General features: G+C 71.8%; 14 protein-coding genes and 1 tRNA gene. 7 read left to right on the top strand and 8 right to left on the bottom strand.

The genetic code is table 11. The features are described 5' to 3' along the window. Nucleotides 1–65 precede the first annotated feature (65 nt). From Vlu01_RS02640 to bcp, 3 genes are all read right to left on the bottom strand, one after another. The gene (locus Vlu01_RS02640) at nt 66–599 is read right to left on the bottom strand and encodes a GNAT family N-acetyltransferase (protein WP_203992574.1); all 534 of its coding nucleotides are present in this window, start codon (nt 597–599) and stop codon (nt 66–68) included. Between the two features lie 92 nt (nt 600–691). After that, nucleotides 692–777: transfer RNA gene (locus Vlu01_RS02645), tRNA-Leu, on the bottom strand. Nucleotides 778–830: 53 nt separating this feature from the next. Further along, nucleotides 831–1307 carry a thioredoxin-dependent thiol peroxidase gene (bcp, locus tag Vlu01_RS02650; RefSeq protein WP_203992578.1) on the bottom strand — a complete coding sequence of 159 codons (477 nt, stop codon included), beginning with the start codon at nt 1305–1307 and terminating at the stop codon, nt 831–833. Between the two features lie 152 nt (nt 1308–1459). Here bcp and Vlu01_RS02655 point away from each other — a divergent pair, with 152 nt between their 5' ends. Genes Vlu01_RS02655 through Vlu01_RS02670 form a run of 4 tightly spaced genes read left to right on the top strand, consistent with a single transcriptional unit; the run spans nt 1460 to nt 4114 of the window. Continuing rightward, nucleotides 1460–2176, top strand: a complete 717-nt coding sequence (locus tag Vlu01_RS02655; protein WP_203992588.1) for an energy-coupling factor ABC transporter permease — start codon at nt 1460–1462, stop codon at nt 2174–2176. Further along, the gene (locus Vlu01_RS02660) at nt 2173–2559 is read left to right on the top strand and encodes a PDGLE domain-containing protein (protein WP_203992590.1); all 387 of its coding nucleotides are present in this window, start codon (nt 2173–2175) and stop codon (nt 2557–2559) included. Before Vlu01_RS02655 ends, Vlu01_RS02660 begins: the two co-directional genes overlap by 4 nt. 6 nt (nt 2560–2565) lie before the next feature. After that, nucleotides 2566–3336, top strand: coding sequence for a cobalt ECF transporter T component CbiQ (gene cbiQ / locus Vlu01_RS02665; RefSeq protein WP_203992593.1), 771 nt, complete (start codon nt 2566–2568; stop codon nt 3334–3336). 7 nt (nt 3337–3343) lie between these two features. Further along, a complete protein-coding gene (locus Vlu01_RS02670) occupies nt 3344–4114 on the top strand; it encodes an energy-coupling factor ABC transporter ATP-binding protein (RefSeq protein ID WP_203992597.1) in 771 nt (256 codons plus the stop codon). A gap of 43 nt (nt 4115–4157) precedes the next feature. Here Vlu01_RS02670 and Vlu01_RS02675 read toward each other — a convergent pair whose 3' ends face one another. Genes Vlu01_RS02675 through Vlu01_RS02690 form a run of 4 tightly spaced genes read right to left on the bottom strand, consistent with a single transcriptional unit; the run spans nt 4158 to nt 7090 of the window. Further along, nucleotides 4158–5228 (bottom strand): hypothetical protein, encoded by a 1071-nt coding sequence (locus Vlu01_RS02675; RefSeq protein ID WP_239095652.1) that lies wholly within the window; start codon nt 5226–5228, stop codon nt 4158–4160. Then, nucleotides 5225–5941, bottom strand: a complete 717-nt coding sequence (locus Vlu01_RS02680; protein ID WP_203992601.1) for a DsbA family protein — start codon at nt 5939–5941, stop codon at nt 5225–5227. Before Vlu01_RS02680 ends, Vlu01_RS02675 begins: the two co-directional genes overlap by 4 nt. Next, a complete protein-coding gene (locus Vlu01_RS02685; RefSeq protein WP_203992604.1) occupies nt 5934–6431 on the bottom strand; it encodes a MauE/DoxX family redox-associated membrane protein in 498 nt (165 codons plus the stop codon). The genes Vlu01_RS02680 and Vlu01_RS02685 overlap by 8 nt, the downstream gene beginning before the upstream one ends. Continuing rightward, complete coding sequence (locus Vlu01_RS02690; RefSeq protein WP_373307258.1) at nt 6428–7090, bottom strand: sigma-70 family RNA polymerase sigma factor; 663 nt, start codon at nt 7088–7090, stop codon at nt 6428–6430. Before Vlu01_RS02690 ends, Vlu01_RS02685 begins: the two co-directional genes overlap by 4 nt. A 215-nt stretch (nt 7091–7305) precedes the next feature. Between Vlu01_RS02690 and Vlu01_RS02695 the strand changes: the two genes are divergently transcribed. The 3 genes from Vlu01_RS02695 to Vlu01_RS27895 all read left to right on the top strand — a co-directional run bounded on the left by Vlu01_RS02695 (nt 7306) and on the right by Vlu01_RS27895 (nt 10824). Beyond that, nucleotides 7306–8961 (top strand): copper resistance CopC/CopD family protein, encoded by a 1656-nt coding sequence (locus Vlu01_RS02695; protein WP_373307259.1) that lies wholly within the window; start codon nt 7306–7308, stop codon nt 8959–8961. A 13-nt stretch (nt 8962–8974) separates the two neighbouring features. Then, nucleotides 8975–9742, top strand: a complete 768-nt coding sequence (locus Vlu01_RS02700; RefSeq protein ID WP_203992610.1) for a YcnI family copper-binding membrane protein — start codon at nt 8975–8977, stop codon at nt 9740–9742. 140 nt (nt 9743–9882) lie between these two features. Then, the gene (locus Vlu01_RS27895) at nt 9883–10824 is read left to right on the top strand and encodes a hypothetical protein (RefSeq protein ID WP_373307260.1); all 942 of its coding nucleotides are present in this window, start codon (nt 9883–9885) and stop codon (nt 10822–10824) included. A gap of 170 nt (nt 10825–10994) precedes the next feature. Here Vlu01_RS27895 and Vlu01_RS02710 read toward each other — a convergent pair whose 3' ends face one another. Next, a complete protein-coding gene (locus tag Vlu01_RS02710; RefSeq protein ID WP_203992626.1) occupies nt 10995–12296 on the bottom strand; it encodes a glycosyltransferase 87 family protein in 1302 nt (433 codons plus the stop codon). Nucleotides 12297–12327: the final 31 nt, after the last annotated feature.

Genomic DNA, 12327 nt, shown 5'->3' on the forward strand with positions numbered 1-12327 from the left:
CGGCTGACCGAGCCCGCTGCGGCTGGCCGAACCTCGGCCGCTACCGGAGCGGCCGTCGGGGCTGGTCAGCCGGGCCGGTGCCCGCTCAGGCCGAGCCACATCAGGATCTCGTCCCGGTCGTCACCGGGGGCCACGCGCAGCGCTCCGGGCCAGCGGCCCACCTCCCGGTACCCGAGCCGCCGGTAGAACCGGTCGAGCCCGAGCCCATCGCGTACGGTCACGTGCAGCGCGGCCAGCCCGAGGCGGTGGGCCACCCGCTCGGCCTCGCGCATCAGCGCCTCGCCGATGCCACGCCCCTGTGTGTCGGGATGCACCATGACCCGGGTGAGCACCCGTAGGTGCGGCTTCAGGTGGAACCGGGGATCGGTGAAGATCGCCATGGCGACCAGCCGATCGTCGTCGTAGCCCAGCAGTAGCCGGTCCGGGCCGTCGGCGATGCCGGCCAGCGTCGGGTCGGCGATGGTACGGACCTCGTCGGCGGTGACCGGTGCCACGAAGCCGACCGCGCCACCGGCGTTCGTCACGTCGACCCAGAGCGCGACGATCCGTTCGCGCAGCTCATCGGTCAGTTCCGGGTCGAGGACGAAGCGCAGACTCACACCCGTCATCCTGACCTGCCGGGCGTGCTCGCCGCCCGTGATGGTGACGAGCCCGACAGCGCTTCGATCCGCGCCGGATGGGAACCGTTTGCTGGTGCGGGAGGGGGGACTTGAACCCCCACGCCCTTTCGGACAATAGGACCTAAACCTATCGCGTCTGCCGTTCCGCCACTCCCGCTGGCCTGAGTGATTCTAGAGCGACCCCTGGCCGTGTCGAGCCCGGCCTCGCTCTCAGTCCAGGCCGAGGTCGCGGCGCAGCTTGGCGACGTGACCGGTGGCCTTGACGTTGTAGAGCGCCCGTTCGATCCGGCCCTCCTCGTCGATGACGAAGGTGGAGCGGATCACCCCGGTGACGGTACGGCCGTACATCTGCTTCTCGCCGTACGCGCCGTAGGCGGTCAGCACCGCCTTGTCGGTGTCGGCGACCAGCGGAAAGGTGATCGCGTCCCGCTCGCGGAACTTCGCCAGCTTCTCCGGCTTGTCAGGCGAGATGCCCACCACCTCGTATCCGGCGGCCTGCAACGAGGCCAACGAGTCGCGGAAGTCGCAGGCCTGCTTGGTGCAGCCGGGCGTCATCGCGGCGGGGTAGGCGTACAGGACGACCTTGCGGCCGCGCAGGTCGGCCAGGGCGAGCTGCCCGCCGTCATCGGTGGGCAGGCTGAACCCGGGTGCCGGGTCACCGGGGGATAGGCGAGCGGGTGCGGTCATGGCACGACCCTACCGCCGCGCGGCGTCGACCCAGCCGGCACGGCCCGGCGTACGGAGCCATGACGCTGTTGCAAGCTCTTGGCAACAGCGTGGTACGGGAAATAGGCTCACTCTGCCGGCGGGCACGGGCCCGTCGACACGTGGGAGGTCACGTGGAAACCCTGGCGATGCACATCTCCAACGGCATCATCAACGGTCCGGTCGCCGCGGTCTTCGCCGTGATCGCCCTGGCGGCGATGGCGTACTGCGTCAGGCGTGGCCGGCAGGATCTGGACGACCGGCTGGCACCGATGGCCGGCCTGGTGGCCGCGTTCATCTTCGCCGTACAGATGCTCAACTTTCCGATCTTCACCGCCGGGGTCAGTGGCCACCTGCTCGGCGGCGCGCTCGCCGCCATGCTGGTCGGGCCCTGGGTCGGCGCGCTCTGCGTCGCGGTGGTACTCGTGGTGCAGGCCCTCGTCTTCGGCGACGGCGGCGTGGCCATGCTCGGGCTCAACATCACCAACATGGCCGTCATCGGCCTCGGGGTGGCGTACCTGCTGATCGCGCTGCTGCTCCGGGTGCTGCCGCGCACCCCGGCCGGGTTGGCGATCACCGCCTTCGTTTCCGCGCTGGTCAGCGTGGTCGTCGCGGCGATGGGCTTCGTGTTGCAGTACCAGCTCGGTGGCACCACCGATCTCGGCGAGAACCTGGCCGGCCTGGCCGGCACCATGGCCGTGTCCCACCTGTTCATCGGCATCGGCGAAGGGCTGATCACGGCCACCACAGTGGTCACTGTGGCGAAGGTCCGCCCCGACCTGGTGTACGCGCTGCGCGCCCTGAAACCGGCCGCGCCGGCGACCGTCCCGACCGTCGGAGGTGTCCGGTGAAGAAGTGGGGCTTCATCGTCGGTGGGCTCCTCGTCGCCCTGCTCCTGGCCGGTGTGGTCAGCAACTTCGCCTCGTCGCATCCCGACGGGCTGGACTCGTCGCTGCGGGAAGGCTGCACCTTCGACGCCGACGACGAGATCACCGGCGGCAGTTGCCCGGCGCAGCAGGAGCGGGAGCACGAGATCGGTGGGCCGCTGGCCGATTACGGGATCGCGGGCCTGGACAACGAATTCCTCAGCACCGGGCTCTCCGGTGTGCTGGGCGTACTGCTGACCTTCGCCGTGGCCGGTGGCGCGTTCTGGCTGGTCCGCCGCCGGGACCCGGCGGCGGAGAACGCGGCCGGGGCCGACCGCGCCGACCCGGCCACCACGAGCAGGGGGTAGACCGAGGTGGGGGCCGGTCACGCCCACGTGCTGTACCGCGAGACCGACTCGCCGGTGCACCGGCTGCCGCCGGAGGTCAAGATCGCGGCGATGGTGGCGTTCACCATCGCCGTGGTCGCCACCCCCCGCGAGGCGCTCTGGGCCTTCGGCGCGTACGCCCTGCTGGTCGCGGCTGTCGCGGCGCTGGCCCGGGTGACGGCGGGCTGGCTGCTGCTGCGATCGACCATCGAGTTGCCGTTCGTGCTGTTCGCCGTGGCCCTGCCGTTCATCGGCGCCGGTGAGCGGGTGGACGTGGCCGGCGTGCAGCTGTCGGTCGATGGTCTCTACGGCGCGTGGAACATCGTCGCCAAGGGCACCCTGGGTGTGTGGGCCTCGCTGCTGCTGGCGGCGACCACCAGCACCCGTGACCTGATCGTCGGGCTGGACCGGCTGCGTTGCCCGCAGATCCTCATCCAGATCGCCACCTTCATGTTGCGCTACCTCGACGTGCTGGTCGGGGAGGCCCGGCGGATGCGTCTCGCCCGGATCTCCCGTGGCGACGACCCCCGTTTCGTATGGCAGTTGCGTGGCTTCGCGGCCGGCATCGGAGCGCTGTTCCTGCGCGCCTTCGAGCGCGGCGAGCGGGTCTATCTGGCGATGCTGTCGCGCGGCTACACCGGTCGACTGCCGACGGTGTGGCAGGGCAGCGCGGCAGCGACGACGGGGCAGTGGCTGATCGCGGCCACCGTTCCGGTCATGGCCGCCACCGTCGCCGCCACGGCCGCCGTCCTGACATGATCGAGGCGTGCAGCCCACCCCGCCCAGCCTGGACGTCCGTGGCGTCCGGTACGCGTATCCGGACGGCCACGTCGCACTGCACGGCGTCGATCTGACGGTGACCAGGGGCGAGCGGGTCGCACTGCTCGGCCCCAACGGTGCCGGCAAGACCACGCTGGTGCTGCACCTCAACGGCCTCCTGACGCCCACCGAGGGCCACATCGCGGTCGGCGGCCTGGCCGTCGGCCCGGACCGGGCGACGCTGGCGGAGATCCGCCGCCGGGTGGGCATCGTCTTCCAGGACCCGGACGACCAGCTCTTTCTGCCCACCGTCGCCGAGGACGTGGCCTTCGGGCCGGCCAACCTCGGGCTGCGTGGGCCGGAACTGACCGCCCGGGTGGACGAGGCGCTGGCCGCGGTGGGCATGTCCGAGCACCGTGACCGGACCCCGCACCACCTCTCCTTCGGTCAGCGTCGCCGGGTGGCGGTGGCCACCGTGCTCGCGATGCGCCCGGAGATCCTGGTGCTCGACGAGCCGTCGTCCAACCTCGACCCGGCGGCGCGGCGCGAACTGGCCGGCATCCTGCGCACCCTGCCGGTGACCCTGCTGATGGTCACCCACGACCTGCCGTACGCGTTCGAACTCTGCGACCGGTCGGTCATCCTCGACGGTGGGCGAATCGTCGCCGACGGGCCGACCCCGATGCTGCTGGACGACGAGGAACTGCTCGCCCGGCACCGCCTCGAACTGCCCTACCCGTTCCGCCCCACCTCCGGGCGCACCCCGACCGGGCAATAGCAGCCAGCGCGCCGACCGGGGAGTGACAACCGGCGCACGCCGGTCAGGCAGTGGCAGCCGGCGCGCGTCGAGCAGCGGCGTGCAGGCGTAGCAACGCGGCGGCCAGCGCCCCGACGCCGGCCACCACGACGAGGACGACCAGTATCCGGGTGACGGTCGGCGGCCACGGTGTCGGAAGCACGGCACGGGCGAACCCGGCGACGTTGCTCACCCCGGCGAACAGAGCCAGGCAGGTGCCGGCGAGCGCCACCGTGAAGTCGGCGTGGGAACGTTCGGCGGTCAGGATCCAACCACCGGCGACGATCGCGCCGAGCCCGGTCAGCAGGGCCCACACGGGCCCGGTCAGCAGACCCAGCAGGACTCCGCCTCCCTCGGCCCCGGCGTCCACCGCCCGCCCGACAGCGAGCGCCACCGCCGCCACCCCACCGACGGTCAGCACCCCGCCGAGGGCGACCAACGCCCGCCGACCGGGGGCGGAGGCGGCCGGCAGCACACCGAGCGCACCGACCGCCAGCGCACCGACGATGGCCACCACCCACCAGGTGTACGCGTCCGGCGGCGGCACCCAGTCCAGGGTGCCGCGGATCTCCGACGGGCCGCCGGCGTCGCGCAGTGGGACCACCCAGTCCCGTACCCGGTGCTCCCGGTCAGGCGCGGCGCGGACCTGGGCGGGCGGCTGCGCCTCGCGCCACAGTGCCCGCTGGTCGTGCCAACGGACCGTCGTCCCGCCGTCGACGCGACGCCACTGCGGCTCGGCGGCGGGGTCGACCTCGGCCGGCAGGGTGGTGTCCCCGGCGATCGTGCGGTTGAGGTACGTCGCGGGCGACCGGGAGTTCTCGTACACCCCGTCCGGTCCGACCCGCAGGTACGGCTCACCCGAGTAGCCGATCACCTCGACCGGTGTGTCGCCGGTGTTGGTCAGTTCCAGCCGGGCACCCGCCTCGATCACCCGTACCCGCAGGTCCGCGCGGTCGGCGGTGACCCCGGTGACGGCCACCCGGTAGTCCGTGCCGTTCGGCGCGTCCGCGCCGTGTGCGAGGGCGGGGGTGGCGGTCGCGAGGAACGCGGTGATCGTGCCGGCGAGCAGCAGCCCGGCCCGGGCGAGCAGGGTCACTTGCCGGCCGCCTCCACCGCAGCGGTGATGTTCTCCGGCGACCAGTCCCGCACCGGCTTTCCGTCGACCAGGATGCTCGGCGTACCGGTGATCTTGGCACGGTTCGCCTCGTCGCTGACGTGCGCGGTCCATGACCGGTACTTCCCGTCGCGGACACAACTGCCGAAGGCGTCGCGGTCCAGCCCGAGCCCGGCACCGATCTCGATCAGCTCGTCGTTGCTGAGGCCGGCGCCGCCCTCCGCCGGCTGCCGCTCGAACAGCGCCTTGCTGAACTCGGTGAACCTGCCGCCCTCCGCGGCGCAGCCGGCGGCGGCCGAGGACCGGGTCGAGTACTGGGTGCTGGAGTAGCGGTTGAGATAGGCCACCGGGTGGTACACCACGCGCACCTTGCCGTCGCTGACGAGCTGTTCGAGGGTGGCACCGCTGGTCTGCTCGAACTGCTTGCAGGCCGGGCAGAGGTAGTCCTCGTAGACGTCGATGGTCACCGGCCCGGAGCCGACCACGATGCCGGTGCCCGCCTCGTTGGCACCCGGCGGGGCGGTGTAGTCGTCGGGCGTCTGGCTCGACCAGGCGGCCCAGCCGATCAGACCGGCGATGACCAGCACCACCACCGCGCCCAGCGAGATCCACAGGGTCCGCTTGCGGCGCCGCTCCCGGGCCAGCTGTTCCCGGACCACTCGGGCCGCGTCCTTGCGCCCCTTGCGACTACTCATTTTCGTCCTCCACCGGTTCGCCCGTCAGCGCGCCGTCTGCGGAGACGGCGGTGCGGGGCCAGATCAGCAGGAACCCGGCCAACGCCAGGAAGCCGATGTCCCGGAGGATCTCCGGGAGATAGCTGGGGCTCTCCCCGGCGGGCAGTTCGCCGCCCACCCCGAAACAGCCGCAGTCGATGGCCAGCCCCCGCGACCAGGCGGAGACGATGCCCGCGATGAAGACCAGCAGCAGCGCCGCGGAGACCCCGGCGACCAGCCGGGTCGCCAGTCCGAGCACCAGCAGCAGGCCCAACGCCAGCTCGACGAAGGGCAGCGCCGCGCCGACCACCATCGCCACGTCGTACGGCAGGATCTGGTAGGCGTTCACCGCGCGGCCGGAGGCGGCCAGATCGCCGACCTTCGACCAGCCGGCCCACAGCCAGACGGCGGCCAGGCCGAGCCGGACGGCGAGACCGAGCCAGGGACGCCAGGCGCGCAGCTTGGTGTTCATCCGGCCAACGCCTCGCCGACCGCGTCGACCAGTTCGGCCCGGGCCCGTGCGACGCGGGAGCGGATGGTGCCGACCGGCACTCCCTCCACCGCTGCGGCCTCGGCGTACGACAGGCCGAGCAACTGGGTCAGCACGAATGCCCCGCGCCGCTCGGCGGTCAACCGGCGGACCAGGTCGGTCGTGCCGAGCTGACCGGCCGGGTCGGGGTGCGGCACGTCGGTGTGCGCGTGCGCGCTGAGACGTTGATCGAGTCTCCGACGACGTACCACGGTGCGCAGGTGATCGGCGCAGGCCCGCCGGGCGATGCCGAGCAGCCAGGTGCGCGCGCTGGAGCGGCCGGCGAAGGTGGGCAGCGCGCGGAACGCCCGCAGGTAGGTCTCCTGGGTGAGGTCGTCGGCGCTGTCCGGATCGATCAGCGCGGCGGCGAACCGCCACACCTCGGCCTGCGTGGCGCGCACGAAGGCGGCCTGGGCGGCCGGGTCACCGTCCCGGGCGGCCAGCGCCCACCGGGTGGCCGGGTCGACGGTCGGCTCGGACCCGCTTGTCGCTCCCGGCTCTCCCTGCTGCGACATCCGGGCAGGCCGCTGGTGTCGGACGTCGGCACGGTCCGCGCCGACGGTGTCGGCGATGGCGGGAGTGTCGCGCGGCACGGGGATCACGACAACCCAGGTTACGCTGCGGCGCGGTGAGCAGCAGAGTCCTTCGGCCCTTCCATGGGGTGCGCCACTCCGGGAACTTATCCGGCGTAACGACCGACTATCTGCCTATGACCTCCCGCCCGGTGTCCGCGCGCCCGCGCTCGATCCTGGGTAATCGGTGTCAATCGATGGGGTGGACTCGCCGGGAACGGGTGTCGTCGGCGAACATGGGCGTCATGACTGCCGTCCATCGCCGCCGGTTCGCCCGGCTGGCCGCGACCGCCGGCCTCCTGGTCATCGTCGCGGCCCTGCTGCTCGTCCCCGCCAGCCCGGCCAGCGCCCACGCCGTGCTGTCCAGCAGCAGCCCGGCCGCTTCGACCGTGGTGCCCGCCCCGCCGGCCGAGGTGGTACTCACCTTCAGCGAGACGGTACGCAAGGTGCCGGACCGGATCCGGGTGATCGCGCCCGACGGGTCACGCGCAGATCGGGGCGAGCCCACCTTCGCCGGCAGCGTCGTCAACATCCCGGTCGACACCGGTCGCGGAAACGGCACCTACCTGGTCACCTATCGGGTGATCTCCGCTGACAGCCACCCGGTCTCCGGTGCGTTCACCTACTCGGTGGGCGCGCCCTCCGAGCCACCGGTGGACAGTGGTGACGACGGCCGGGCCAACCCGGTGGTCGGTAACGCCGTCAAGGTCGTCAAGTTCGTCGGCTACGCGGGACTGCTGCTGGTCATCGGACCGGCGCTGGTGCTCGCGCTGCTCTGGCCGCGCCGGCTGCCCCGAGGCGGACCGGCCCGGCTGGCCTGGACCGGCCTCGCGCTGGTGACGCTGGCCACGGTGGCGGCGCTCCTGCTCCAGGTGCCGTACACCAACGGTGGCGGACTCTTCGACATCACCGGCGAAGGGCTGGGCCTGGTACTCGGCAGCGCCTTCGGCGCCGCTCACCTGGTGCGCCTCGGGCTGCTGGCCGCAGCGGCGTTGCTGCTCCGGCCGCTGCTGGCCGGGCCGGTCGGCCGGACGGACCTGGTGATCCTCGGTGTCCTCGGTGCCGGCGCGCTGGTCACCTGGCCACTGTCCGGGCATCCGGCCGCCTCACCCGCCCCGGCGGTGTCGGTGCTCGTCGACACGGTGCACCTGGGCGGCATGGCCGTCTGGCTGGGTGGGTTGACGATGCTCGCCGTGTTCCTGCTGCCCCGGGCCGATGAGCGGGAACTGGGGGCGATCCTGCCGATCTGGTCACGGTGGGCCGCGCTGGCCGTCTCGGCGTTGCTGCTCGCCGGCACGGTCCAGGCGTTGATCGAGGTGGCCACCCCCTCGGCGCTGGTCAACACCGCCTACGGGCGGCTGGTGCTGGCCAAGATCGGTCTCTTCGTGCTGGTCATCGCGGTGGCCGCGTACTCCCGCCACCTGGTACGCAGCCGCGTCGCGGCCAGCCGGCCGGCCCCGGTCCGCCGGGCGATCTGGGTGGAACTGGCCATCACCGCGATCGTGCTGGGTGTGTCGGCGACCCTGGTCCAGACGACCCCCGCCCGCAGTGTGGCCACCGATGTGGCCGGCGCCGACAGCGGTTACTTCAGCACCACGGCGACCAGCTCCCTCTACTCCATGCAGATCGAGGTGTCCCCGGCACGTCGGGGCAACAACTCGGTGCACCTGTACGCGTACACGCTGGAAAACCAGCCCCAGCCGGTCGTCGAGTGGCAGGTCACCGTCGCCCTGCCGGCGGCCGGGATCGAACCGATCCAGGTGCCGTTGCTGCCACTCACCGACAACCACGCCACCGGCGAGATCAGTCTGCCGGCGGCGGGGGAGTGGGAAATGCGGGTCACCGCGCGTACCACTGAAATCGACCAGGCCACGGTGACCGCCACCGTGCCCATCCGATAGAGAGGTCCCACCGATGTTCCGTCACCGGCGTTTCGCAGCCACCGCTGCCGCCCTGACGCTCGGCGCTGTCGCCACGGCCGTGTTCGGCTTCGTGGCTCCGGCGTCGGCGCACGTCACGGTCAACCCGAGGGAGGCAGACCAGGGCGGCTACGGGCGCTTCGCGTTCCGGGTGCCGAACGAGAGCGACACCGCGTCGACGACCAAGTTGGAGATCTTCCTGCCGGAGAACGCACCGGTCGGCTCGGTGTCGACCATGCCGGTGCCCGGCTGGACGGTGGCCGTGGAGAAGCGGCAGGTCGACCCGCCGGTGCAGGTGCACGGCAGTGAGATCACCGAGGTGGTGTCGAAGATCACCTGGACGGCCGGGGAAGGCGCCGCCGTCGCTCCCGGCACCTTCCAGGAGTTCCCGGTCTCCATGGGCCCGCTGCCCGAGGTCGACCAGATGGTCTTCAAGGCGCTGCAGACCTACTCCGACGGCGCGGTGGTGCGCTGGATCGACGATCCACAGCCCGGCGGTGAGGAGCCGGCCGCCCCGGCACCGGTGCTCACCCTCGCCGCCGCGTCGGCCGACGCGCCGACCGGGGAACCGGCCGACTCGCCCGCTGCGGCACCGTCCAACGACAACGACGGCGAGGACGGCAATGGCCTGGCCGTCGGCCTCGGCGTCGCCGGGCTGCTCGCCGGACTCGGTGGGCTGGTGCTCGGTGGGCTGGCCTTCGCCCGCACCCGACGCGAGGGCGGTGCGGCCGCGAGCGACGAGGCGGCGACCTCGACCTCCTGAGCGTCATCACCGCACAGGCCCGCCGGGTGATCCCGGCGGGCCTGCCCGCTTTCTGTGCCGGTGCCGTGGATATCCGCTGATTGGCCGGTCGGCGTAGGTAAGGTCGGCCGGGTATCTGGCTACAGAGGGGAACTGAGCGCATGCGTTTCGTGTGGACGCTGACCGGAATGCTGCTGCTGACCGTCGGTACCACCGCGCTGCTGGGCGCGGCCGCGCTCGGTCTGTTGACCGGTCACGCCGGCCCCGACGGGGCGTTCACCGCCCGGTTCGAGACCGTGCAGACCCCCGGTCACGCGGTGGTGGTGAGCGACCTCGACGCTCTGGTACGCCAGGAGGTGCCGTTCGCCCGGGGCGGGCAGGCCCGGTTGCGGCTGGACGCCCGGACTCCAGACGGGCCGGCCTTCGTCGGGCTGGCCCCGTCTGAGGAGACGCAGCGCTGGCTGGCCGGTGCGCCGCGCGCCGAGGTCCTGCGGATGTCGCTGGCCCGAGGTCCGCTGCCGGTCCGGCTGGAGCAGGTCCCTGCGGCCGGGACACCGCCGACCGTCCCGGCCGCACCCGTCGCGCAGACCTTCTGGGTACGCGCAGGCTACGGCGTGCTTGAGTGGAGCCCCGAAGACCTGACCGGGCAGCGGCTGAGCCTGGTGCTGATGCGACCCGACGGCGCGGCCGGAATGACCCTCGATCTACGGGCGGAACTTCGGGCCGGCTGGATCGCCCCGGCCACCTGGGGCTCACTGACCGGGGGAACGCTGCTGGTGATCCTCGCCGCACTGGTGCTGCTGCGGCCGGTCCGCCCCCGCGAGGTGGTCTTCGTGGTCGAACCGGACCAGGTGCCGGTGCTCGCCGGGCGACTCGGGGTCAGCTCGCTCACCGGCCTGGGGGCTCCGACGCCACCGGGCCCTCGTCGACTGCCCGAGCGTCAACTCGTCTCGATGGCCGCCGCGACCGGTCGACCCGCGATCGGCCCCGTCCCGCGCCCGACCACCCTCGCCGACATCCCCAACATCCCCAACATCCCCAACCCTTCCACCCCACCCCGCCCCCTCCGCCCACCCACCCCACCCACCCCACCCACCCCCTGAATGCACGCGATCATGCAGTTGTGGTCGTTACAGAGCGGCATAAAAGCCGCACATCGACAGCCATAACTGCATGATCGATAGGGACGGGCGGGCGGCCCTCCGTGCTGCCGACGCGGAGGGCCGCCCTTCACCGGGGGATATCGGTGCCTATGGGGATTTGGGTGCCCTGGTCAGATTACCGATGAATGGGTGCCCCGGGAAGAGTGTCCGAATTTGTTGGGCAGCCGCCTTGACGGCCGAGCACGGGCCGGCACCGGCAGGACGACCAGCAGGGCCAGGCAGAGCCACACGTACGCGTTGCGGAGCAGGAACTCCCACGGGCTGTCGGTGGGCGACGGCTTGATACCCCAGTCGTAGAAGGACACCACCCCGTACACGATGATCGCGATGACGGCGACGGCGAGGATCACCAGCCGGCGGCGTCGGCGGGCCCCCGTGGCGGTGCGTGGGTCGGTGCCCAACGCCGCGTCGACCAGGATCACCACCGCCGGGATGAACCAGTAGATGTGGTGCGTCCAGGTGATCGGACTGATCAGCGCCGCCGCCAGGCCGGTCAGGGTGAGCCCGGTCAGCGCGTCACCGGCCTGCGATGCCCGCACCGCCCGCCACAGCCCGTACCCGATGACCACCGCGACGCCCAGCAGCCAGACCAGCCGGCTGGGCTCCTCCGGGGCGGTGAGCCGGCTCAGCAACCCGAACAGCGACTGATTGCCGGTGTAGTCGGTGCGGCCGACCCGATCGGTGGCCCACAGCTCGTGCGTCCAGAACCGCCACGAGTCACCCGGCGCGACCGCCGCGGCGAACAACGTCGCCCCGGCCGCGGTCCCTCCCGCCACCACCGCCGCCCGCCACCGCCGGGTAGCCAGCAGGTAGATCACGAAGATGGCCGGGAACAGCTTGAGCGCCGCCGCCAACCCGATCCCCACCCCGGCCCAACGGCTGTCACGGGGTACGGCGAACAGCAGGTCGGCCAGGATCAAGACCACCAGCAGCATGTTGATCTGCCCGAAGGTGATCGTCTCCCGGGTGCTCTCCACGGCGAGCACGAGCAGCACACCCACCACGAGGGTGAACAAATGGGGCAGGCGGTGTCGACGGATCACCGGGTCCAGCAGCCACTTCGTGGTGACCACCACGCCGAGCAGCGTCAGCCCGGTGAAGATCGCCACGGTGGCACCCAGCTTCAACCAGGAGAACGGCAGCAGCAGCAGCGCGGCGAACGGCGGGTAGGTGAAGTACAACTCGCCCTGCACCCGGTCCGGCTGCACGTAGTCGTAGAGCGGGTTGCCAGCCGTCCACCAGTCCATGGCCGCCATGTAGATCTTCAGGTCGAAGAAATTGTGGATGGTCCCGGGCAGGTAGAGGGCCGGGAGCACCGCCGCCAGCGCCATTGCCCCGACGAACCGGCGAGCCATACGGCTACCCGGGTCGTCCAGGTCGACGCTGGGTGGTGTGGCGGGTTCGGCGGGCACGGGGAAGACCCTAGCGGTCGGTGACCGTGGC

Origin of the sequence: Micromonospora lutea, assembly GCF_016863535.1 — a bacterium.
GTDB classification, from domain to species: Bacteria; Actinomycetota; Actinomycetes; order Mycobacteriales; family Micromonosporaceae; genus Micromonospora; species Micromonospora lutea.

Coding starts and splice junctions, on each gene's coding strand:
- Vlu01_RS02700 (WP_203992610.1), top strand. CDS start 8,975: ATGTTCCGTCACCGGCGTTTCGCAGCCACCGCTGCCGCCCTGACGCTC.
- bcp (WP_203992578.1), bottom strand. CDS start 1,307: ATGACCGCACCCGCTCGCCTATCCCCCGGTGACCCGGCACCCGGGTTC.
- Vlu01_RS02685 (WP_203992604.1), bottom strand. CDS start 6,431: ATGAACACCAAGCTGCGCGCCTGGCGTCCCTGGCTCGGTCTCGCCGTC.
- Vlu01_RS02695 (WP_373307259.1), top strand. CDS start 7,306: ATGACTGCCGTCCATCGCCGCCGGTTCGCCCGGCTGGCCGCGACCGCC.
- Vlu01_RS02680 (WP_203992601.1), bottom strand. CDS start 5,941: ATGAGTAGTCGCAAGGGGCGCAAGGACGCGGCCCGAGTGGTCCGGGAA.
- Vlu01_RS27895 (WP_373307260.1), top strand. CDS start 9,883: ATGCGTTTCGTGTGGACGCTGACCGGAATGCTGCTGCTGACCGTCGGT.